The sequence below is a fragment of the Cupriavidus gilardii genome (assembly GCF_013347325.1).
GTDB classification, from domain to species: domain Bacteria; phylum Pseudomonadota; class Gammaproteobacteria; order Burkholderiales; family Burkholderiaceae; genus Cupriavidus; species Cupriavidus gilardii.
This window is the reverse complement of the sequence record NZ_CP054624.1, coordinates 1,400,952-1,421,179: the sequence shown is the minus strand read 5'-3', so window position 1 is coordinate 1,421,179 and position 20,228 is coordinate 1,400,952. Positions and strand designations below refer to the sequence as shown.

22 protein-coding genes are annotated in these 20,228 nt (G+C 66.5%); 14 read left to right on the top strand and 8 right to left on the bottom strand.

Features of this window, described 5'->3' with window-relative positions:
* Nucleotides 1-292: 292 nt before the first annotated feature.
* The 3 genes from FOB47_RS06510 to ku all read right to left on the bottom strand — a co-directional run bounded on the left by FOB47_RS06510 (nt 293) and on the right by ku (nt 2,374).
* Nucleotides 293-460, bottom strand: a complete 168-nt coding sequence (locus tag FOB47_RS06510) for a hypothetical protein (protein WP_174780346.1) — start codon at nt 458-460, stop codon at nt 293-295.
* Nucleotides 461-632: 172 nt separating this feature from the next.
* Nucleotides 633-1,496, bottom strand: coding sequence for a tetratricopeptide repeat protein (locus FOB47_RS06505; protein WP_174780345.1), 864 nt, complete (start codon nt 1,494-1,496; stop codon nt 633-635).
* Nucleotides 1,493-2,374, bottom strand: a complete 882-nt coding sequence (gene ku / locus FOB47_RS06500) for a non-homologous end joining protein Ku (RefSeq protein WP_174780344.1) — start codon at nt 2,372-2,374, stop codon at nt 1,493-1,495. Before ku ends, FOB47_RS06505 begins: the two co-directional genes overlap by 4 nt.
* 228 nt (nt 2,375-2,602) lie before the next feature.
* Here ku and FOB47_RS06495 point away from each other — a divergent pair, with 228 nt between their 5' ends.
* The 3 genes from FOB47_RS06495 to FOB47_RS06485 all read left to right on the top strand — a co-directional run bounded on the left by FOB47_RS06495 (nt 2,603) and on the right by FOB47_RS06485 (nt 4,920).
* A complete protein-coding gene (locus FOB47_RS06495; RefSeq protein ID WP_053823793.1) occupies nt 2,603-3,406 on the top strand; it encodes an amino acid ABC transporter substrate-binding protein in 804 nt (267 codons plus the stop codon).
* Nucleotides 3,407-3,473: 67 nt separating this feature from the next.
* Entirely contained in the window at nt 3,474-4,127 is a 654-nt protein-coding gene (locus FOB47_RS06490; protein ID WP_006576339.1) for an amino acid ABC transporter permease, read from the top strand.
* Between the two features lie 40 nt (nt 4,128-4,167).
* Nucleotides 4,168-4,920 (top strand): amino acid ABC transporter ATP-binding protein, encoded by a 753-nt coding sequence (locus tag FOB47_RS06485; RefSeq protein WP_174780923.1) that lies wholly within the window; start codon nt 4,168-4,170, stop codon nt 4,918-4,920.
* A gap of 89 nt (nt 4,921-5,009) precedes the next feature.
* Here FOB47_RS06485 and FOB47_RS06480 read toward each other — a convergent pair whose 3' ends face one another.
* Entirely contained in the window at nt 5,010-5,708 is a 699-nt protein-coding gene (locus tag FOB47_RS06480; protein WP_174780343.1) for a GntR family transcriptional regulator, read from the bottom strand.
* Between the two features lie 244 nt (nt 5,709-5,952).
* Here FOB47_RS06480 and FOB47_RS06475 point away from each other — a divergent pair, with 244 nt between their 5' ends.
* The 3 genes from FOB47_RS06475 (at nt 5,953) to FOB47_RS06465 (ending at nt 9,175) form a co-directional block, all read left to right on the top strand.
* Entirely contained in the window at nt 5,953-6,915 is a 963-nt protein-coding gene (locus FOB47_RS06475; RefSeq protein ID WP_174780342.1) for a Bug family tripartite tricarboxylate transporter substrate binding protein, read from the top strand.
* Nucleotides 6,916-6,980: 65 nt separating this feature from the next.
* Nucleotides 6,981-8,663 (top strand): hypothetical protein, encoded by a 1,683-nt coding sequence (locus FOB47_RS06470; RefSeq protein ID WP_174780341.1) that lies wholly within the window; start codon nt 6,981-6,983, stop codon nt 8,661-8,663.
* 41 nt (nt 8,664-8,704) lie between these two features.
* The gene (locus FOB47_RS06465) at nt 8,705-9,175 is read left to right on the top strand and encodes a hypothetical protein (protein ID WP_174780340.1); all 471 of its coding nucleotides are present in this window, start codon (nt 8,705-8,707) and stop codon (nt 9,173-9,175) included.
* On the opposite strand, the gene FOB47_RS06460 is transcribed toward FOB47_RS06465, so the two are convergent.
* A complete protein-coding gene (locus FOB47_RS06460) occupies nt 9,084-9,722 on the bottom strand; it encodes a DUF4142 domain-containing protein (RefSeq protein ID WP_244959180.1) in 639 nt (212 codons plus the stop codon). The genes FOB47_RS06465 and FOB47_RS06460 overlap by 92 nt on opposite strands.
* A 317-nt stretch (nt 9,723-10,039) precedes the next feature.
* Between FOB47_RS06460 and FOB47_RS06455 the strand changes: the two genes are divergently transcribed.
* Nucleotides 10,040-10,723: a GntR family transcriptional regulator gene (locus FOB47_RS06455; RefSeq protein WP_053823799.1), complete on the top strand. Its 684-nt coding sequence runs from the start codon at nt 10,040-10,042 to the stop codon at nt 10,721-10,723.
* A 123-nt stretch (nt 10,724-10,846) separates the two neighbouring features.
* On the opposite strand, the gene FOB47_RS06450 is transcribed toward FOB47_RS06455, so the two are convergent.
* Together FOB47_RS06450 and FOB47_RS06445 are read right to left on the bottom strand one after the other, a co-directional pair.
* The gene (locus FOB47_RS06450) at nt 10,847-11,848 is read right to left on the bottom strand and encodes a Bug family tripartite tricarboxylate transporter substrate binding protein (protein ID WP_244959179.1); all 1,002 of its coding nucleotides are present in this window, start codon (nt 11,846-11,848) and stop codon (nt 10,847-10,849) included.
* A 93-nt stretch (nt 11,849-11,941) separates the two neighbouring features.
* On the bottom strand, nt 11,942-13,141 hold the full coding sequence (locus tag FOB47_RS06445; RefSeq protein WP_174780339.1) for a CaiB/BaiF CoA transferase family protein: 1,200 nt from the start codon (nt 13,139-13,141) through the stop codon (nt 11,942-11,944).
* A gap of 212 nt (nt 13,142-13,353) precedes the next feature.
* Between FOB47_RS06445 and FOB47_RS06440 the strand changes: the two genes are divergently transcribed.
* Genes FOB47_RS06440 through FOB47_RS06430 form a run of 3 tightly spaced genes read left to right on the top strand, consistent with a single transcriptional unit; the run spans nt 13,354 to nt 15,940 of the window.
* Nucleotides 13,354-14,334 carry a quinone oxidoreductase family protein gene (locus tag FOB47_RS06440; RefSeq protein WP_174780338.1) on the top strand — a complete coding sequence of 327 codons (981 nt, stop codon included), beginning with the start codon at nt 13,354-13,356 and terminating at the stop codon, nt 14,332-14,334.
* A gap of 53 nt (nt 14,335-14,387) precedes the next feature.
* A complete protein-coding gene (locus tag FOB47_RS06435; RefSeq protein WP_174780337.1) occupies nt 14,388-15,128 on the top strand; it encodes a glutathione S-transferase family protein in 741 nt (246 codons plus the stop codon).
* A 53-nt stretch (nt 15,129-15,181) separates the two neighbouring features.
* Entirely contained in the window at nt 15,182-15,940 is a 759-nt protein-coding gene (locus tag FOB47_RS06430; RefSeq protein WP_053823804.1) for an enoyl-CoA hydratase/isomerase family protein, read from the top strand.
* Between the two features lie 36 nt (nt 15,941-15,976).
* On the opposite strand, the gene FOB47_RS06425 is transcribed toward FOB47_RS06430, so the two are convergent.
* Nucleotides 15,977-17,005: a LysR family transcriptional regulator gene (locus FOB47_RS06425; RefSeq protein ID WP_174780336.1), complete on the bottom strand. Its 1,029-nt coding sequence runs from the start codon at nt 17,003-17,005 to the stop codon at nt 15,977-15,979.
* A gap of 300 nt (nt 17,006-17,305) precedes the next feature.
* On the opposite strand from FOB47_RS06425, the gene FOB47_RS06420 reads away from it, so the two are divergent.
* From FOB47_RS06420 to FOB47_RS06405, 4 genes are all read left to right on the top strand, one after another.
* A complete protein-coding gene (locus tag FOB47_RS06420; protein ID WP_244959178.1) occupies nt 17,306-18,277 on the top strand; it encodes a GlxA family transcriptional regulator in 972 nt (323 codons plus the stop codon).
* Between the two features lie 164 nt (nt 18,278-18,441).
* Nucleotides 18,442-19,194 carry an SDR family oxidoreductase gene (locus tag FOB47_RS06415; RefSeq protein ID WP_174780334.1) on the top strand — a complete coding sequence of 251 codons (753 nt, stop codon included), beginning with the start codon at nt 18,442-18,444 and terminating at the stop codon, nt 19,192-19,194.
* A gap of 13 nt (nt 19,195-19,207) precedes the next feature.
* Entirely contained in the window at nt 19,208-19,708 is a 501-nt protein-coding gene (locus tag FOB47_RS06410; protein WP_174780333.1) for an Ohr family peroxiredoxin, read from the top strand.
* A 29-nt stretch (nt 19,709-19,737) separates the two neighbouring features.
* Nucleotides 19,738-20,145, top strand: a complete 408-nt coding sequence (locus FOB47_RS06405) for a cupin domain-containing protein (protein ID WP_174780332.1) — start codon at nt 19,738-19,740, stop codon at nt 20,143-20,145.
* Nucleotides 20,146-20,228 lie beyond the last annotated feature (83 nt).

Genomic DNA, 20,228 nt, shown 5'->3' with positions numbered 1-20,228 from the left:
TCGAAGCCGCGACGACCTGCTCCCTCTCCCGCTCGCGGGAAAGGGCTGGGGAGAGGGCAACACGCCCAGACCGCCTACAGCGGATTCAGCACGAGAAATTCAACCGCCAGATAAAGCGCGGCAATGCCGGCCATGGCGAGCACGGCGCGGTAATAGACGGCGGCGGATTTTTTGGTCTTGGCGGACATGCGCTCTCCCATTTGCACGTTGAACAGTGGACCGCCATCGATGGATGGCGATCCCCGGGCAATGTGCCGTGCCAGGGAGACCGGTGTGGGACTGTGGTGTGGTCTTAGTCCCTGTCTCCCCGCACGGCTGAGAGAAGCACGGCGGGAATATGGGATGTGCGGGCGACCATGGCCTGGCGCGCGGCAAAGCCGTAGGCGTCGCCGTACGCGCGTGCCGCCACGGCATGCAGGGCATGCTGGTAAAGGGCGGTGCGGCGCAGGACAGTTTGCATTCGGTCGCGAATTTGAAGGAAGGAAGATTGGCCAGACGCAGGCGCGAATGGCGGGCTTTCGGTGGAGCGTTTGCTCCATCGGCCCTGAAAAATGGGGCGAAAGCAGGGCGAGTATCCCATAGCCGTCGAGAAGTCTCAACCTTGCGGCGCACCACGCACCGGCAACAGGACCTCAGCGGCAGTACTTCCGGTACTGATTGAAATGCCGGATCGCGCGATGCGCGTCGCCCAGTTGCTCGTGCAGGCGGGCCGCGTTGAAATGCGCGTCGGCCATGTCGGGCGCGATATCGATGCAGCGGTGATAGCTGCGCAGCGCGTCCTCGTATCGCTCCAGATCTTCGAGCGTGACGCCGAGATTGAAATGGAGCAGGGGTTCGTCGCCGATGGCGGCGACCGCGTCCCGATACAGCGATTCGGCCTCCTGCACGCGCCCGGCCTCGGTCAGCAGGCAGCCGAGGTTCAGATAGGGGTCGGCGTAGTCGGGCGCGATCGCAATCGCGCGGCGGTAGGCCTGCTCGGCCTTGCGCATGTCCTGCGCTTCGAGCTGACACCCCAGCTGGAACCACGTGCCGGCGTCGCTGCCGGCATCGGTCCCAACGTCGGCGCGGTCGTCCGCGCGGTCCTCCGCCTTCCTCGCCGATTGGATCGACAGCACCGCGCCCGGCTGCGACCGGCTCGGCTGCAGCTCCATCACCAGTTGGCCGGTTTCCACCTCCCACTGGCGATGCGGTTCCGAGACGACCACGCCATTGCCGACCGCCGCAATACGGACCCCCGACAGCGGCCGGTCCTGCGACCATGCCTTCAATCGCTGCAACGCACGGGTGACGCGGCGCGGCGGGACATTCGCCTTCTTCAGCGAATCCGCGGTGCGGATCAACACCACGTCCTGGAACGAATACTGGCGCTCGCCGCGGCTGCCCTTGGCCGGTTCGAGCAAACCCGCGCGTGTCAGGCTCGCCACCGTCCCACGCGAGACGCCGAACTTGCCTTCGATGTCCTTCAGCGTGAAGCTGTCCTTGCCGACCGCGCTCATTTCCTGGCAGTACGTCGGATCGGGGTCGCGGGCTCCGCGGCGCGCCTGGCACCCTTGCGCGGCGCCGTCTCGCGGGCGGGCTTCTTCGCCGCGGCCTGCGATTTGCTCAGGCTCGCCTTCAGCGCCGCCATCAGGTCGATCACCTCGCCGCCCTCGCTGGGCCGCTCGGCCGTCGCCGATACCGTGATCTTCTTGCCCTCGATCTTCTTGTCGATCTCGGCCAGCACGCGCTGCTTCTCCTCGTCCTGATACGCCGCGGGGTCGTAGGCTTCGACCGTGCTCTGCTCGATCAGCTGCTCGGCCAGCGTCAGTTCGGCGGGACGGATGTCGGTGCGCTCGACGTTCAGATCGGCCATCGAGCGGACCTCGTCCGCATAGAGCAATTGCTGCAGCACCAGGCCGTCGTCGTTGGCGCGCACCTGCACCATGTACTGCTTGCCTTTCCACACCCAGGTGGCCAGCGCACAGGTCCCGGTCTTGCGCATCGCCTCCGTCAGCAGGCTGTACGGCTTGGCGCCGCGCTTGTCGGGGGCCAGATAGTAGGCCTCGTCGAAATAGATCGGATCGATGGCGCCGGTCGGCATGAAGGCGACGATGTCGATCGTGTGGCGCGCGCCGGTCTCCAGCGCATCGAGCTCCTCGGGCGTGAAGACCACGTAGCGGTCCTTCTCGAACTCGTAGCCCTTGACCATGTCGGCGCGTTCGACCACCACGCCCTCGCGCTGGCACACGTACTGCTGCCGCAGCCGCGAGCCGCAGCCCTTGTGCAGCAGGTTGAAACCGACGCCGGACTTGCTTTCGGTCGCCGAAAAGACTCGGACCGGGATGGAAACCAAGCCGAAGCTCAGCGAGAGGGAGGCAATGGAGCGTGCGGCCATGTCGTCACCTTTCGGGTTCGCATTGCTAAAGGATTTAGCACATTGCTAAAGAATAGACGACACGGACAGACGCCGCCGGCCTGTGCGCCACATTCTCCGGCCGGATCGGTCTTTCGTATAATGGCGGGTTTGCCGCCATCTCACCGCGCCGAAGCGGGCGGGATTCGGATGGCCTGCGGGCGTCGCCCGCCTTTGCACTGATCTCTCTCGCTCCGCGCCTCTCACATCATGAAAACACTGAAAGCCCTCCTGATCGTCTCCGCCGTGGCCCTGTTCGCCGCCTGCGGCAAGTCCGAACAAGCCCCGGCGGCGGCCGGCGGCGCCAGCGCCCCGGCCGCGGCCGCCAGGACCGTCGTGGTCGGCCTGGACGACAACTTCCCGCCGATGGGCTTTCGCGATGGCAACAATGAAATCGTCGGCTTCGATATCGACATGGCCAAGGAGGCCGCGCGCCGGCTGGGCATGACGGTCGAATTCAAGCCGATCGACTGGAGCGCCAAGGAGGCCGAACTGAACGGCAAGCGCGTCGACGTGCTGTGGAACGGCCTGACCATCACCGAAGAGCGCAAGAAGAACATCAGCTTCACGGCGCCTTACATGAGCAACCACCAGATCATCGTCGTGGGCAGCGGCTCGCCGATCAAGGCCAAGGCCGACCTGGCCGGCCGCATCGTCGGCGCCCAGGACGGCAGCAGCGCGGTCGACGCGATCCGCAAGGAAGCGCAGGTCGCCGCCAGCATCAAGGAGCTGAAGACCTTCGGCGACAACGTGACCGCGCTGATGGACCTGTCGGCGGGCCGCCTCGATGCCATCGTGGTCGATGAGGTCGTGGGCCGCTATCTGGTCAGCAAGCGCGCCGGCGAGTACCGCGTGCTCGACGAGAACTTCGGCACCGAGGACTACGGCGTGGGCTTGCGCAAGGACGACGCCGAGCTGCTGGCGCAGCTGGACAAGACGCTGGCCGAGATGAAGCAGGACGGCACGGCTGCCCGCATCGCGCAGCAGTGGTTCGGCGCGAATCTGATCAAGTAAGCAAGCTCGCTGCGCCCCTTCACGGGGCGCCGCTTTTTTCTGGATCCCGCGCGCCGGGTTTCGATCCATGGACTACGTTCTCTCCCTGCTGGGACCGATGGCGCAGGGCGCGCGGATCACGCTCTCGCTGTTCTTCATCACGCTGGCGCTGTCGGTGCCGCTCGGCCTGGCGCTGGCACTGGCGCGGCTGTCGGCATGGCGGCCGCTGAGCGTCGCCGTCAACGGCTATATCTGGCTGATGCGGGGCACGCCGCTGATGCTGCAGTTGCTGTTCGTCTATTTCGCGCTGCCGTTGCTGCCAGTCGTCGGCGTGCGCCTGCCCGACTTCCCCGCGGCCGTGGTGGCCTTCGCGTTGAACTACGCGGCGTATTTCGCCGAGATCTTCCGCGCCGGCATCCAGTCCGTGGACCGCGGCCAGTACGAAGCCAGCAAGGCGCTCGGCATGACCTACCTGCAGACAATGCGCCGCGTGGTGCTGCCGCAGATGGTGCGGCGCGTGCTGCCGCCGGTCAGCAACGAGACCATCACGCTGGTCAAGGACACCTCGCTGATCTACGTGCTGGCGCTGAACGACATCCTGCGCACCGCGCGCGGCATCGTGCAGCGCGACTTCACCACCACGCCTTTCCTGGTCGCCGCGGCGTTCTATCTGCTGATGACGCTGCTGCTGACCTGGATGTTCCAAAGCCTGGAAAAACGCTATGCCGCACACGATCAATGAGCCGCAGGCCCGCGGGGGCGAAGGGCAGGAGCGCCCGGTGATGATCGACGCCCGCGATATCGTCAAGTCGTTCGGCGCCAATCGCGTGCTGCACGGCGTCTCGCTGACGTTGCGCAAGGGCGAGGTGGTGGCGGTGATCGGGCCGTCCGGTTCGGGCAAAAGCACGCTGCTGCGCTGCCTGAATCATCTGGAGACGATCGACGGCGGCAGCATCGAGATCGAGGGCGAGACGCTGGCCGAGCCCGGGGCGGACCAGCGCAGCCGCTATGTGCCCGACGCGGAGGTGCGCCGCATCTGCCGCAAGATGGGCATGGTGTTCCAGTCGTTCAATCTGTTCCCGCACATGACGGTGCTGCAGAACATCATCGAGGCGCCGATGACGGTCAAGGGCATGTCCCGCGAGACCATCGTGCCGACGGCCGATGCGCTGCTGCGCAAGGTCGGGCTGCTGGACAAGCGCGACAACTATCCGTCGCGGCTGTCGGGCGGGCAGAAGCAGCGCGTGGCGATCGCGCGTGCGCTGGCGATGGAGCCCGACATCATGCTGTTCGACGAGCCGACCTCGGCGCTGGACCCGGAGCTGACCGGCGAGGTGCTGCGCACGATGCGGCAGCTGGCGGACGACCACATGACGATGCTGGTGGTCACGCACGAAATGGGTTTTGCGCGCGAGGTTGCGCACCGGGTCGTCTTCATGGACCAGGGCCGCATCGTCGAGAGCGCGCCCTCCGAGGCGTTCTTCCGCGCGCCGCAGCATCCCCGCACGCGCGAGTTTCTGGCCCATATGCTGTAAGGCACGGCACGGCACGGCACGGCACGGCACGGCGAAGCGAAGCAAGGCGAGGCGAGGCGAGGCGAGGCGAGGCGAGGCGGGGGGGGCCGCTACGTCGCCGGATGCAGCCCCTGCACCAGCGCGCGCTTGTTGTCGCGGCTGCGGCGTGCATGCTCGCGCATCAGCGCTTCCGCCCGCGCGCCTTCATGCGCGACGATGGCCCGCACCACATCTTCGTGATCGAACTGGGCGCGCTGCACGAAGGCCAGTTCCAGCGACGGCTGCACGCCCGCCGCGCCCAGTGCTCCGGGGCCGGCCATCGGCGTCCTGGCGATATGGTCGAGCGCCGATGCCAGCGCGGGATTGGCCGCGCCTTCCACCAGTGCCCGATGAAAGCGCGCATTCATCGTTGCCCAGCGTGCGGTATCGACCGGCGTATCGCGGCCGAGCAGCGCCTGTTCGACCAGCAGGCGCCCTTCGTCGACGCAGGCCTGCAGCTCCTCCAATACCGCCCTGGTGACGCCTTGCTCGGCCAGCAGCCGGGCCGCCATCCCTTCGAGCGTGCCGCGCACGTCGATCGCCATCGCCACTTCGTCGAGCGTGACCTGACGCACGCGGAAGCCGCGCGTCTGCAGCCGCTCCAGCAGTCCTTCCTTTTCCAGCTCGCCCAGCGCCAGCCGTAGCGGGGTCCGCGATACGCCCAGCTCTCCCGAGAACTGCACCTCGCGGATCCGTTCGCCGGCCTGCAGCTCGCCTGCCAGGATGCGGCGCCGCAATTCCATCGTCACGCGTTCGATCTGAGAGGCCATCGTTTAAAAGTGCATTAAGGAGAACATGCCGGGCTTCATTATGACACGGGGGCGGCTTGACGCAGTCGTGCGCATCGCCAATACTGCATGCAAAAACAAGATTGTAACGACAATACAAGGCATACAAATGCGTGTTTGCATGCAAACATCGCTAACATGCCGGACAGGAGACAAGACCGTGCCATCCCGCCTTCCCAGGCGGCGAGCCTCTCGCTCGCCCGCCGTTTCCCTGCGCCGCCGAGCGGTGGCCATCGCCATCGCGTCCGGGCTGCTGGCCGGCGCCGCACCTGCGTTCGCCGCATCCGAGCCCTATCCGTCGAAGGCGATCCGCCTGATCGTGCCGTTCCCTGCCGGCGGCGGGGGCGACACGCTGGCCCGCCTGGTGATGACCCGCGTCGGCAAGGAGCTCGGCCAGACGCTGGTGATCGAGAACGTGGCTGGCGCCGGCGGCAACATCGGTTCGCAGGCCGCGGCCAAGGCGGCGCCCGACGGCTACACGCTGCTGTACGGCACCAACGGCACCTTCGCGATCAATCACGCGCTGTACAAGCGCACCGGCTTCGACGCGATGCAGGACTTCGTGCCCGTCGCGCAATTGACGCGTATTGCGACGATGGTGGTCACGCGTCCCGGCTTTCCCGCGAAGAATTTCCCGGAGCTGCTGCAGGTGCTCAAGGCCAATCCCGGCAAATACACGGTCGCGTCGGCCGGCAATGGCACCACCTCGCATCTGGCGTCCGAACTGCTGAAGGCGTCGACCGGCGTCTCGATGGTGCATGTGCCGTACCGCGGCGGCGCACTGGCGCTGACGGATCTGATGGGCGGCCAGGTCGACCTGATGATCGAGGTGATGCCCAACGTCATGCCGGCGGTGCGCGCCGGCAAGTTGCAGGGACTCGCGGTGACGACGGCACAGCGCGTGCCCAGCTTCCCCAATGTGCCGACCGTGGCGGAGCAGGGCGTGGCCGGCTTCGAGGTCAGCGCGTGGGACGGCATCTTCGTGCCGAAGGGTACGCCGGCGGAGGTGGCCGCCAAGGTCCACGCGGCGATCCAGAAGGCGCTGGCCGATCCCGCGCTGCGGCAGCAACTGCTGGACCGCGGCGCCGAGCCGGTACCGCAATCGAGCGCGGCCTTCGCGCAGTTCGTCCGCGCCGAATACGAACGCTGGGGGGCGCTGGTCAAGCGCTCCGGGGCCAGCGTCGATTGACCGCCGGATCTTCGCATCGCCTGATTCTCTACGCCCCTCGATCCCTCACAAGAACCGAGACAGACATGACCGCAAATCTCGCCACCAACGCCGGCCGCAATCTCGACGCCAACCCGGATACCCGCTCGCCCGCCGCCGACGATCGCAGCGGGCTGCCGCATTACGACCGTCCGCCGCTGAAGGACAGCCGCCGCCCGCGCTGCCCGCCGTTCGTCGAGATCACCGACGCCGACCAGCTGCTGCCGTATCTGGAGCACGTCGCGCGCCGTCCGTACAACCACGGGCTCAACGCCTGCTGGGACCTGAAGGAGGGCGAACGCGTGCTGCTGCGCGTCGACAACTGGCATAGCGAGCTGACGATCCAGGCGTGCCAGCGCATCCTCGAGAAGTACAAGGTCAAGTACGAGATCCAGAAGGTCGATCGCGGTCCGATCCCGACCTGGGTCGGCGCCGACGAGGTCGACTACTACCTGTTCCGCACGCGCGAGCTGGCGCAGTGGATGGACATGTGGGAGGAGGAAGAGAAGAAGCAGCAGTACGACAAGATCCTGATGGGCTATGGCGGCCCGGTGCTGGCGGAGCGCTTCATCAAGATCCAGCGCATGCCGTTCATCACGCCGGAAATCCTGGCCTCGCCCGCGCATGCGATGCCGATCGAGGTGATCAACGCGATCGACCGCTGGACTTGGGATCGGATCCGTACCGCACGGCGCGCGCGCATTACGGACCCCGAAGGCACCGACATCAGCTTCACCAATCACGACGACTACTGGGACGCGCGGCGCGAGTTCTATCACCCGGACCTGACCGCGGCGACCTGGCGCGGCAACGAGCATTTCGGCAAGACCTATCTGCCGGGACATATCACCGGACGCCCGTGGATGTTCCACCCGTTCAAGGAGGACGGCTGCGGCGTGATCGCCGGCACCACCAACCATATCGCGCCCTGCGACTGGACCCAGCTCGTCGTCGAGAATTCGAAGATCACGCGCATCAATGCCGGCGGCGAATTCGGCGACAAGCTGCGCAACGTGATGGAGCAGACCAGGGACATCCAGTATCCGACCTTCCCGGGCAAGGGCCTGATGTACTGGTGGGAGGCGTCGATCGGCACCAATCCGCATATCCATCGGCCGCGCAAGGACTTTCCGTCGGGCTTCGTCAATTGCCTGTACGAACGCGTGCGCTCCGGCGTCATCCATATGGGCTTCGGCACCATCATCTCGTCGATGGCCGAGCGCGAGGCCGCCAGGATGGGGCACCTGGTCGGCCATTGGCACCTGCACCTCTACTTCCCGACGTACACGACCGAACGGTCCGGCGACAACGAGAACATCATCGAGAACGGCCGGCTGCTGGCGCTCGACGATCCCGCGATCCGCAAGCTGTGCGCGAAGTACGGCGATCCGGACCTGTGGCTCGACGAGAGCTGGAATCCGGCGGTGCCCGGCATCAATATGCAGGGCGACTACTGGTCGCACTATGCGAAGGACCCGCTGCACTGGGTCAAGACCGAACTGGAGGTCTGCCGCAACTACCACCCGATGTTCATGCGGATGGTCGATGCCGACGCGAAGTACTGCGAAGGCGAGGGCGCGCGCTGGTGGAAGGGCGGATGCTGCAACCACAGCGGCGTGCAGGCGCCGGTGCTGCCGGGCAACTGCTGCGGCACGGAGGGCTCGGCGGTACAGGCTGCCGCGCCGGCTCAGGCCGGCCACTGCTGCCATGGCGGGGCGGCATCGGATTGAGGGCTCGCCTGTCCCTCGCCATTGCCATCGCGGCCGGCGCGATGGCCGCCGATCTCGCGCTCGATGACCTGTGGCGCGGCGCCACGCTGTATCTGCAGCGCTGCGCCACCTCGGGCCCGTGGATCGACCCGGCCGCCTTCGGGCAATGGACGGCCGACCACCTGCGCGCCTTTCCGGTCAGCAGCGCCGCAATGATGCTCGGTTGCGGACTGCCGCGTGCGGGGATACGGAACGGGACGAGCGCCATGGCACTGCGGATCGCCGCGATGGTCGTGGCGATGCCGGTGCTGTGCGGGCCGGGTTTGCAGGCCGCCGCCGCGATGCCGCCGAATTTGCAGGTAGCGGCCTATCTGGCGACGATGTGGCTGCCGATGCTGGCGATCGACGGCGGCCTGCCCGCGTTGCGGGCCCGACGAGGGCTTACTTGTCGTTGCCGACCTTCTTGTTCAGGTCGCGCGCCATCTGCAGATGCTGCTCCAGATCCGGCACGTGCTTGGCGGCAAAGGCCTTGATATCGGGGTCCTTCGCATTCTTCGCGGCTTCCTGGAACAGCTTGACCGTCTTTTCATGCGCGGCGACGCCGATCCGGCTGGCGTACATCTTGTCGAAGCGCTCGCCGTCCAGCGCGCTGAGCCCCTTGAGCTCGGTCCGCTGCACGACCGACGGTTCGGTCGGCGGCGTATAGCCCTTGCTCGAGGCCAGCTTGGTCAGCTCCTCGTTGACCATGGTGTGGTCCTTGACCATGCGGGCCGCGAAGGTTTTGACGTCGGCGCTGGAGGCCTTCTGTTCGGCCAGCTTGCTGCCTTCGACCTCGGCCAGGCCGCCTTGTGCTGCGTTCTCGAGGAAGCTGCGGTCGGCGCGCACCAGCTTGCTGGTATCGCGGGCGGTGCCGCGCGTGCCGCTCTCATCCGTTGCGGTCGTGGCGGGCATATTGCCGGGCGCCGTGTTCTTCGGCGCGGTGCTGGTGCCCTGCGCCATCACCGCCGAGGACAGCAGCAGGGAGCAGGCGGCGGCACCGAGGACGCTGAGTGCTTTGGTGCGAATGATACGAATGGGCATGGCATGTTCTCCCTTGATCGTGGATGGGTATGCCTCGTTCAGCAATATCCACGCCCAGCTCTGTCCTGCGCGCCGCCAGGCGGTGCAACGAGGCCCGCGAACGCAGGACGCCCGCGACGGCGGCCTTCGCGGGCGTGCCCGCCGGCGAAAAAATTGCATGCGGCGGTAAAAACGCTGGGACCACCGAGGTTTCCGCCGCGGATCGAGCCGCCGTCTTCCGCTTCGTACACACAACGCGTCGCAGTGCATGCAAAAAAGCCGGTTTCGAGGGGCGCCGTAGTAGAATTGGCCCCACTCAAAACCGATGTCCCTGCCGCATGCCCGAAGAGCGAACGAGTCTGGCGGAAACGATCCGCGCCACCATCGAACAGGAGATCCTCTCCGGCAAGCTGGCCAGCGGCGCCCAACTCGACGAGCAGCAATTGCTGTCGCGTTTCTCGGTATCGCGTACGCCGGTGCGGGAGGCATTGATCCGGCTGGCGTCGGCGGGGCTGGTGGACCTGGTGCCGCGCCGCGGCGCGATCGTATCGGCCATCACGCTGCGCGAATACGTCGCGATGAGCGAGATCCTGGTCCAGCTGGAGGCGTTGGCGGCCCAGCTCGCGGCGCGGCGCATTACCGAATCCGAACGCGAGGCGCTGCGCGAGGCCTACGCGGCTTGCCAGCAGGCCGCGGCGCAGGCGAGCGCGGACCGCTACCGCGAGGCCAACGACGGGTTCCACGCGGTCATCTACGAGGCCTGCCGCAACGAGATCCTCAGCGCGCAGATCCGCACGATGCGGGCCCGCATGCGCGGCATGCGCGATTACCGCTTCGAGAAGCCCGCGCGCATCCGTGCCTCGCTCGAAGAGCATGGCGCGGTGATGGAAGCCATCCTGCGCGGCGATGAAGAGGCGGCGGCCCGCGCGATGGTCGAGCATATCTCGACCGGCGGGAACGTCTATGCGGACATGATCGCGTCGATGCCGGACGAGGCGGTCGGCGCCAAGGCGCCGCGCTGAAGGAGGGCGCGCCTGGGTGCGCGCCGCGATTCAGTCGATCATTCAGTCGATCATTCAGTCGATCATTCAGTCGATCATTCAGTCGATCATTCAGTCGACGTTCAGTCGACGTTCAGTCGACGTTCAGTCGATCTTCACACCGGCCTGCACCGTGCGCTGCAGCGCGACCTTGCCATCCTGCTGCGCCCACTGCTTGAACTCCGCCGGCGAGCGCGACGGCGCCGGCTCGCTGCCGTTGTCGACAAGGCGCGTGCGGATCGCCGGATCGGCCAGCACCTTGGTGGCAGCCGCATAGAGCTTGTCTGTCACGTCCTTCGGCAGTCCCGCCGGTCCGAACAGTCCGAACCAGAAGGTGTAGTCGAAGCCCGGCAGTCCCAGCTCGGCAATGGTCGGCAGGCCCGGCGCCACGGCCGAGCGCTGCGGTGTCGTGACGCCGATCATCTTGACCACGCCCTGCGTGCCCAGCGGCAGCACCGACGAGGCCGTGCCGAAGGAAAATTCCACTTCGCCCGCGGCCACCGCCTGCAAGGCCGGCGCGCCGCCCTTGTACGGCACGTGCGTCATGTCGACGCCGATCGCATTCGCGAACGACAGCCCCGCGACATGCGGCGAGCCGCCGATGCCCGACGACGCGTAGTTGAACTTGCCGGGATTCGCCTTGGCCTTGGCGGCCAGCGTCTTGACATCGGCGATGCCGAGGTCCTTGTTGACGGCCAGGATCAGCGGCGAGATGGTCAGCCGGGTAATCGGCGTGAAGCTGTCGGGCTTGTACTTGACCTTGTACAGGTGCTGGTCCATGCCGTAGATCGTCGCGGTAGCGAGCCCGAGGGTATAGCCGTCCGCCGGCGCCTGCGCCAGCCATGCCGATGCGAGCGTGCTGCCGGCGCCGGGCTTGTTCTCGACGACGACCGGTTGCCCCAGCTCCTTGGACATCGCCTCGCCGACCACGCGCGCAACGAAGTCGGCCGCGCCTGCGGGGGTGTAGCCGATCACCAGCCGGATCGGCTTGTTCGGATAGCCCTCCGCCCTGGCGGCGCCAGGCGCGGCGACGGCGATCAGACCCACGGCCGCCAGGGCCGCGACAGTGGCAGAGGCCGCAGAGGTCGCTGTGGAATGGCTGTGCATCGGTGTCTCCTTGTCGTGTTGTATGGGTCGATGGGCTCTGCGGCCCCGCATCCATCGTCAGGCCGTTCCTCAGTCCGGCCCTTGGGCCGTTCGTCAGGCGATCGCGCCCTTGTCGCGCCACTGCGCGATCAGCTCCGGCGCAAAGCCCAACTCGCCGAGCAGCTCGTCGGTCTGCTCGCCCGGGTCCGGCGCAGCGCGCGCAAAGCGCTCGGGATGGGGCGCGGCGGACAGATTGATCGGCGAGCGCAGCAGGTCCAGTTCGCCGAGCACGGGGTGGCGCACAGACCGGGTCATGCCGAGGTGCCGCACTTGCGGGTCCTCGAAGGCCTGGCCGATATCGAGGACGGGGCCGCAAGGCACGCCGGCCGGATTGAGCCGCGCCATCAATTCCGCGCAGGTAAAGCGCGAGGTGTGGGCCTGGATCGCTTCGTCGAGCCGCACCCGATTGCGGGCACGCGATCGCGCGTCGCGATAGTCGGCGTGGTCGAGCAGATCGTGCGCCTCCAGCGCCTGGCAGAAATTGGCCCACATGCGCTGCGTGCTGGCCGCGATATTGACGAGCCCGTCGCTGGCGCGATAGGTCCCCATCGGCACCAGGGTCGGATGCGCGTTGCCCTGCTGCGTCGGCACTTCGCCGTCGACCGTGTAGCGCGCCGCCTGGAAATCCAGCTTGTTCAACATCGACTCGATCAGCGAGGTATGGACCCATTGGCCACGCCCGGTCCGTTCGCGATGGAACAGCGCCAGCAAGATCCCCTGGCCCAGGAACATGCCTGCCGTCGTATCGGAGATCGCGATGCCGACACGGACCGGCCCGCGCCCGGGCTCGCCGGTCACCGAGCTCAGGCCGCACATGCCCTGGACGATCTGGTCGACCCCGGGCCGTTCGCTGTATGGGCCGTCCTGGCCGAAGCCCGAGATGCTGGCCAGGATCACGCGCGGATTGCGCGCGCTCAGCGCCTCGTACGTCAACCCGAGCCTCGCCTTGACCACCGAACGGAAGTTCTCGACCACCACGTCGGTGTTCTCGAGCAGCCGCGCCAGGATCTGCGCGCCTTCCGGCGTCTTCAGGTCCACGCACATGCTGCGCTTGTTGCGGTGAAGGTTCTGCTCGTCCGAGCCGCGGCGCTGGCCCGTCACCGAGCCGTGGTCCTTCGGCGGCGGAGGCTCGAGCCGGATCACATTGGCGCCCCAGTCCGAAAGCAGCCGGACCGCGGCAGGGCCGGCGCGGGCGACAGTGAGGTCCAGGACGTTGATGCCGTGCAGGGGGAGTCGGGAGTCGGATTGGGCCATGGCGCGGAAGGAAAGAGAGGGTGCGGCGAGTATACGCACAACAATCGTCTGTATACGAATAGGGGGTTATATGGATGCGGACGGCCAGATCGTGTCCTAGACTTTGCGCTGTGCGGCTGGCGGTAGCCCGTCCACACTTTGCGAGTCGGTCATGGCCCCGCGCCAGCAAGTGACGTTCAGTACGCGGACGCGTTTTCCCATCAAGGAACCGTATGCATTCGGCGGCAATACAAATACAGAGAAACGGCGGCCCGGACGAACTGCAGTTCGTCGAGGTCGCCGTGCCGCCGCCCGGCGAGGGCGAGGTCCGGATCCGGCAGCGCGCGATCGGGGTCAATTTCGCCGACATCTATCAACGGCGCGGCAGCCACGGCCCGCATCAGCCGACGTCGTTCCCGGTCGTTCTCGGCTCGCAGGGGGCAGGGCGAATCGAAGCGGTGGGGCCGGGCGTCAGCGGACTGCAGGTCGGCCAATCGGTGGCGTGTTTCCAGCCGGGGGCCTACCAGGTGGTGCGCAATGTTCCCGCGGCACGCGTGGTGCCATTACCCCCGCAGATCCCGGAGGACGTGGCGGGCGCCACGCTGCTGCGTGGCCTGACCGCGGAATATCTGCTGCGCCGAATTTCACCGGTTCAAGCCGGCGATGCGGTGCTGGTGCATGCGGCGGCCGGCGGCATGGGCGTGATCCTGTGCCAATGGGCACGGGCGCTGGGCGCGACAGTGATCGGCACGGTGGGCTCGGAGGCCAAGCGCGAGATCGCGCTGGCCCATGGCTGCCATCACGCGATCGACTATCGCCGCGAGGATTTCGTCGCGCGCACGCTCGAACTGACGGATGGCCGCGGCGTCGCGGTGGTCTATGACGCGGTCGGCAAGGACGTGTTCGTGCCGTCGCTGTCGTGCCTGCGGCCGCTCGGCATGGCGATCAACTACGGCACCGCGTCCGGCGACGTCGAGGCGTTCGACCTGCAGTTGCTGCATGCGAAATCGCTGATGGTCTGTCGTCCCACGTTGCGCACCTTCATTGCCGATGCCGCCTCGTTACGCAAGGGCATGGCGGCGCTGACCGAAGCGGTTGCCGCCGGCCATGTCCGGCTCGAAGTGGGGCAGCGCTTTGCCTTTGCCGATGCGCGCGAGGCCCATCGTCAGCTCGAAGCCAGGCAGACCAGCGGCGCCGTGGTGCTGATTCCTTAGGCCCAACGATCAATGATGGAACCGGCATCGCCGGTGTAGCGAGGAGAACCGGCATGAAGCTCTATCACAGCTGGCTGTCCAGCGCGTCGCGGCGGGTGCGCCTGTGCCTGGCGGAGAAGGGCATCCGCTACGACAGCGTGCCGGTCGACATGCGCCGGCAGGAGCATCACTCCGCGGCCTATCTGGCCGTGAACCCCAACGGCGTGGTGCCGGGGCTTGTGCTGGACGACGGCCGGGCGCTGCACGAAAGCAGCACCATTTGCGAATACCTCGACGACACGCATCCGCAGCCGCCGCTGCGGCCGGCCGATCCCTATCGGCGCGCCGTGATGCGCAATTTCATTCGCTGGACCGACGAGCGCGCGCTGCCGAACCTGCTGATCCTGAACTGGAGCCTGGTGTTCCAGGCCCAGGCATCGCAATGGACGGACGCCGAGCTGGCCGAACGGCTGGCTCGCGTGCCGACCGCGCAACGGCGCGAGGCGTGGCTGCGCGTCGCGCGACAGCCCTATACCGAGGACGAGAAGCGCGCCGCGCTGGACCAGCTGAAGGCCATCGTGCCGAAGATGGAGGCGATGCTGGCGGATTGCGGTCCTTGGTTGCTTGGCGATCGCTACACGCTGGCCGATATCGCCGCCGTGCCGTTCGTCGCGCGGCTCGCCGAACTCGATGTCAATGCGCTGTCAGCGGATTCCGCTCCCGCCGTGGCCGACTGGTGGCAACGGGTACAGGCCCGTCCCGCCTTTGCGCAAGCGCGGATCGACCGTTTCGACGATGCCCTGGCGAGCGCATAGGCGGCATTCCTTTCCCCTTGATTCGATTACTCCCTCTCATTACAAGGTCAGCCATGTCAGACACCGGATCGCTCCCCATCCTCCAGATCGAAGACCGCATCGCCACCATCACGCTGAGCCGGCCGGACGTCGCCAACCGGCTGGGGCCGGACGACCTGGCCGCGCTGCGCCAGCATGTCGACACGGTCAATGAGGCCGATGTGCTGGTGCTGCGGATTCGCGGCAGCGGCAAGTACTTCTGCAGCGGCTTCGATATCGGCAAGCTGGCCGCGGGGCAGCGCGGCGCTGGGTTCGAGCCGCTGGTCAATGCGCTCGAGGATTGCCGCCCGGTGACCATTGCCGAGATTCACGGCGGCGTCTATGGCGGCGGCACCGATCTCGCGCTCGCCTGCGACTTCCGCATCGGCACACTGGCCACCGAGATGTTCATGCCGGCCGCCCGCCTGGGCCTGCATTTCTACCAGCGCGGCATGGAGCGTTATGTCTCCCGGCTGGGACTGAATGCCGCCAAGCATCTGTTCCTGACCGCCGAAAAGATCGATGCCGAGGCGATGTTCCGTTGCGGCTTCCTGACCGAGCTGGTGCCGGCCGGTGCGCTGCGCGAGCGCGTCGAGCAGCTGTCTTCCACCATCGCTTCGCTGGCGCCGATCTCGGTGTTCGGCATGAAAAAGCATCTGAACGCGATCGCGCGCGGCGTGCTCGACGTCGAGGCGTTGACCGCCGACATGCAGCGCTCGGTGCAATCGGAGGACATCAAGGAGGGGGCGCTGGCGTGGAAGGAGAAACGCGTGCCGCGCTTTGTCGGGCGATAGGGAGCAGTGAAGCGCGCCGGGCCGAAGCACCGGGTTTCAAGCCGCCAATTCCTGTCCCAACGTGTGGTCGTTGAATTGGGTCAGGCAATCGAGATCCAGCGCGCGGATCTGCTCGGTCATGAAGTCGATAAAGACGCGGATGCGGGTCGGCAGGTGCTGGCGGCTGAGGTAGCAGATGTAGTGGCCGCGATCGTCGGGCGAATGGCGGTCCAGCGCGACGACCAGTTCCTTGTTCGCGAGGTGACCGCAGATCTGGTATCCGGCCATCTGCGCGATGCCCCAGCCCTGCAGCACCGCATCGAGCACCAGATCGGCGTCGTTGAAGGTCAGCCGTGCCGTCGGCATGAGCTTGCGCACATTGCCGTCGACCTTGAATTCCCATTCGAATATCCGCCCGCTGGCAAAGCGGAAATTGATGCAGTCGTGCTCCGATAATTGTTCGAGCGTCCGCGGCAATCCGCGCGCGGCCGCATAGGCGGGCGATGCGCACAATGCCATCTGCATCGGAATCAGCCGCCTGGCGATGATGCTGGAGTCCTCGATGCGGCCATTGCGGAACGCGACATCGATCTGCTCGGCGGCGAAATCCGTGGGTTTGTCGTCGAGCAGCAGGTCGATCGCGATATCCGGATAGGCCTTCATGAAGCGCTCCAGCAGCGGGGCGACGATCTTGCGGCCGAATCCCACCGTCGAACTGATGCGAATCAGGCCGCGCGGCGGGCCCTCCCGTAGCTCCAGCATGTCGTTCATCGCTTCGACGATATGCGTGACACCCTGATGGCAGTTTTCGAAGAATCGCTGACCTTCGCGCGTCAGCTGCGTGGTGCGCGTGGTACGAAGAAACAGCCGCGTGCTGAGCTGGGTTTCCAGCTTCTGCACGTTGCGGCTGACGGCCGAGCGGCCGATGCCCAGGCGCTCGCCGGCCTTGGCGAAGCTGCCCTCGCTGGCCACCGCCATGAAGGCCATGATGCCGGCATAGCTGGCCGCGAAGCTGGTGGACAGCGCGTCCGCGCGATTGGGCAGGCTGAGGCGGAAGGCGCGTTCCGCCGTTTCCGGTTCGTTCATTTCAGCACTCCCTGAATGCATGGCCGCGCAGAGATATGGCGTGCCTGGATGCTAATCAGGCGCCGCTGTATCGTAAATGACAGCGTTCCCTGATTTTCTGCCAGGCTGCCAGCCTGTTTCCCGGTGTTTTGCCCGATGTGCGCGAAATTGGTGCGGAAATGGGAACGGCATCGCATTGCCGCATTGCGGCATCGACACGATCTTGCATGCCATCTTGGGGCGGACATACCATCCGTTGTCGCCATCCCGGGTGCCATGCAATTGAATCGCTCATTCTCCCCCGCCGCACACGTTGAAGACATGCCGCGCAACGTCGTGTTCGTGCTGTATCCCGACGTGAGCCTGCTCGATTTCGCCGGTCCGCAGACCGTGTTCTGGGCGGCGTCCCACTATGCGCGCGAGCGCGGCATGCCGGAATATCGCTGCCACGTCGCCAGCGAGCGTGGCGGTGCCGTCGCGGCGGTCGAGGGCACGGCGATGCAGTCGGTCGCGCTCGACAGCCTGGACCCGCGCACCGTCGACACGGTGATCGTGCCGGGCTCGCCGAAGATCCTGGAGGTTGCGAAGGACTCCGGGTCACTGATCGAATGGCTGCGCACGGTGTCCGGCAAGGTCCGGCGGACGGCCTCGGTCTGCAGCGGGGCGTTCCTGCTGGCGCACGCCGGGCTGCTCGATGGCAAGCGCGCCACCACGCACTGGGCGATGCTGGGCCGGTTTCACCAGATGTTCCCCACGGTCGATCTGGATGCCGACGCGATCTTCGTCCAGCAGCAGAACCTGTGGACGTCCGCCGGCGTCACCACCGGCATCGATCTGGCGCTGGCCATGGTCGAAGCCGATTGCGGCCACGATGTGGCGCTCAGTGTCGCCAAGGAACTCGCGGTCTATATGAAGCGCCCGGGCGCGCAGCCGCAGCTCAGCGAAATGCTGATCGCGCAGAGCCGGCAGGTACCGGTGTTCGAGACGCTGCATTTGTGGATCGCCCAGAATCTGTCGCGGGAAGACCTGTCGGTCGAACAACTGGCCGATCGCGTCGGCATGAGCCCGCGCAACTTCGCGCGGGTCTACAAGGAAAAGACCGGGCGCACGCCGGCCAAGGGCGTCGAGCACTTCCGCATGGAGGCGGCGCGCGGCATGCTGCAGGACATTGACAAGCCGGTCGACCAGATTGCGCGCGAATGCGGCTTTGGCAGCGAGGAACGCATGCGTGTCGCTTTCCACCGGCACTTCGGGCTCTCGCCCAGCGAATACCGGTTGAAGGTCAATCGCTGATCCGCGCATTCCTTTCGAGCGGTCTGCCTGCTCCGGTCTGCCCGCTCCGATTGGTGCCGATCGGGAAACACCGTGGTTTCGGCATCGGTCTGGTGCGCGCGATGCGCGACCCCTAGCATGAGCGTGAAGTCGTTCCACTTCCACTCACAGCAGGGAGAAGCATCATGAAGATCGTTGTCATTGGCGGCACGGGCCTGATCGGCAAGAAAGTCGTGGCGAGGCTGTCGGCCCAGGGGCATCAGGTGGTCGCCGCGTCGCCGCAAACCGGCGTCAACGCCCTGACCGGCGAAGGGCTCGCGCAAGCGCTGGCCGGCGCGCAGGTGGTGGTGGACGTCGCCAATTCGCCGTCGTTCGAGGACGCCGCGGTACTGCATTTCTTCGAGACATCGGCGCGCAATCTGGCCGCCGCCGAGAAGGAAGCGGGCGTCGCACACCACGTTGCGCTGTCGGTGGTCGGCACCGACAGGCTGCCGAAGAACGGATACTTCCGCGCCAAGCTCGCGCAGGAGACCCTGATCCGCGAGTCCGGCGTGCCCTATACGATCGTCCGCTCGACGCAGTTCCTGGAGTTTCTCGGCGGCATCGCGCAAGCGGCGGCGCAGGGCGACACGATCCGGTTGTCGCCGGCGCTGATCCAGCCGATTTCGTCGGACGACGTCGCGCAAGCCGTGGCCGATCGCGCGCTGGCCGCGCCCGCGAACGGCATCGTCGAGATCGCCGGTCCCGAGCCGTTCAAGATGAGCGACATCGTGCAGCGCTATCTGCAGGCGATCGGAGATTCGCGCACGGTCAAGGTCGATCCCGCCGCCCGCTACTTCGGCGCAGAGCTGCAGACGGGCTCGCTGGTGCCGGAGGGACAGGCCCATCTGGGGCGCATCAGCTTCGAGGACTGGATGCGCCAATCTCAGGTCGAGTAGGCGCGGAGGCCCTATGACAACCAAGGGGCTGAAGCCGCCGCCGCTGACGCTGCTCGACCGATATCGCGGCAGCGACTTCGCCGAGCTGTACACGACCACCGTGACGGTGTCGGGAGGCGAGGCAGGGCATGGCCGCGCATCGGGCGTCGCGCGATCGGACGATGGCAGCCTGCATCTCGACCTGCGCTTGCCGGCGGCACTCGGCGGGCCGGGCGGCGGCACCAATCCCGAACAGCTTTTCGCGGCGGGCTTCGCGGCCTGCTTCCACGGGGCGCTGAGCCTGCTGGCCCAGCGCGAGCAGATCGACGTCACGGCAGCGACGGTCGCGGTCAAGGTGTCGTTTGGCCGCGATCCCGCTGACGGCGGCTATGGGCTGACTGCCGACATCCACATCCGGATGCCCGGTGTCGACAAGCCGGTCGCCGAAGAACTGGTCCGCCATACCGAGCGGCTCTGTCCTTACGCAAAGATCGCCCGCGAGGGTATGCATACCGTCATCACCGTGTCGGTTTGAGGAACTGTCCAAGAATCTGGAGTGAAATCATGAAACCAGTCACTGCCTTTGCGGCAACGTTGCTGCTGTCCTCCATGATGATGGTGCCGCCCGCCATCGCGGCCGGAGAAGGCGTCTCGGTCAAGCCGCTGCTGACGCAGCCGTTGCCGGAATACCCCGGCAAGGAAGTCGAGATGATCGTCGTCGATTACGCGCCCGGCGGCGCCGACCCGGTGCATCGCCACGACGCCCACGGCTTCGTCTATGTGCTCGAGGGCAGCATCGTGATGGGCGTCAAGGGCGGCAAGGAGGTCACGCTCAAGGCCGGCGAGACCTTCCACGAAGGGCCGAACGATATCCACACGGTCGGGCGCAACGCCAGCAAGACGCAACCGGCGAAGTTCGTCGTGTTCCTGATCAAGAAGCAGGGGGCGCCGATTCTGACGCCGATCGATTAGGGCGCGCGAATATCGACATACGTTTTACTTCGTTCTCCTGGCGGAAAGGGGCCCATACCATTGTCTGGTCCCATTCATTGCCA

Bases quoted from the DNA above. Each gene is read 5' to 3' on its own strand.
- FOB47_RS06505 (WP_174780345.1), bottom strand. From the start codon at position 1,496: ATGAGCGCGGTCGGCAAGGACAGCTTCACGCTGAAGGACATCGAAGGC.
- ku (WP_174780344.1), bottom strand. From the start codon at position 2,374: ATGGCCGCACGCTCCATTGCCTCCCTCTCGCTGAGCTTCGGCTTGGTT.
- FOB47_RS06490 (WP_006576339.1), top strand. From the start codon at position 3,474: ATGGACTACGTTCTCTCCCTGCTGGGACCGATGGCGCAGGGCGCGCGG.
- FOB47_RS06480 (WP_174780343.1), bottom strand. From the start codon at position 5,708: ATGGCCTCTCAGATCGAACGCGTGACGATGGAATTGCGGCGCCGCATC.
- FOB47_RS06470 (WP_174780341.1), top strand. From the start codon at position 6,981: ATGACCGCAAATCTCGCCACCAACGCCGGCCGCAATCTCGACGCCAAC.
- FOB47_RS06405 (WP_174780332.1), top strand. From the start codon at position 19,738: ATGAAACCAGTCACTGCCTTTGCGGCAACGTTGCTGCTGTCCTCCATG.
- FOB47_RS06435 (WP_174780337.1), top strand. From the start codon at position 14,388: ATGAAGCTCTATCACAGCTGGCTGTCCAGCGCGTCGCGGCGGGTGCGC.
- FOB47_RS06445 (WP_174780339.1), bottom strand. From the start codon at position 13,141: ATGGCCCAATCCGACTCCCGACTCCCCCTGCACGGCATCAACGTCCTG.
- FOB47_RS06430 (WP_053823804.1), top strand. From the start codon at position 15,182: ATGTCAGACACCGGATCGCTCCCCATCCTCCAGATCGAAGACCGCATC.
- FOB47_RS06460 (WP_244959180.1), bottom strand. From the start codon at position 9,722: ATGCCCATTCGTATCATTCGCACCAAAGCACTCAGCGTCCTCGGTGCC.
- FOB47_RS06415 (WP_174780334.1), top strand. From the start codon at position 18,442: ATGAAGATCGTTGTCATTGGCGGCACGGGCCTGATCGGCAAGAAAGTC.
- FOB47_RS06455 (WP_053823799.1), top strand. From the start codon at position 10,040: ATGCCCGAAGAGCGAACGAGTCTGGCGGAAACGATCCGCGCCACCATC.
- FOB47_RS06410 (WP_174780333.1), top strand. From the start codon at position 19,208: ATGACAACCAAGGGGCTGAAGCCGCCGCCGCTGACGCTGCTCGACCGA.
- FOB47_RS06425 (WP_174780336.1), bottom strand. From the start codon at position 17,005: ATGAACGAACCGGAAACGGCGGAACGCGCCTTCCGCCTCAGCCTGCCC.
- FOB47_RS06440 (WP_174780338.1), top strand. From the start codon at position 13,354: ATGCATTCGGCGGCAATACAAATACAGAGAAACGGCGGCCCGGACGAA.
- FOB47_RS06495 (WP_053823793.1), top strand. From the start codon at position 2,603: ATGAAAACACTGAAAGCCCTCCTGATCGTCTCCGCCGTGGCCCTGTTC.
- FOB47_RS06510 (WP_174780346.1), bottom strand. From the start codon at position 460: ATGCAAACTGTCCTGCGCCGCACCGCCCTTTACCAGCATGCCCTGCAT.
- FOB47_RS06485 (WP_174780923.1), top strand. From the start codon at position 4,168: ATGATCGACGCCCGCGATATCGTCAAGTCGTTCGGCGCCAATCGCGTG.
- FOB47_RS06450 (WP_244959179.1), bottom strand. From the start codon at position 11,848: ATGCACAGCCATTCCACAGCGACCTCTGCGGCCTCTGCCACTGTCGCG.
- FOB47_RS06465 (WP_174780340.1), top strand. From the start codon at position 8,705: ATGGCCGCCGATCTCGCGCTCGATGACCTGTGGCGCGGCGCCACGCTG.
- FOB47_RS06420 (WP_244959178.1), top strand. From the start codon at position 17,306: ATGCCGCGCAACGTCGTGTTCGTGCTGTATCCCGACGTGAGCCTGCTC.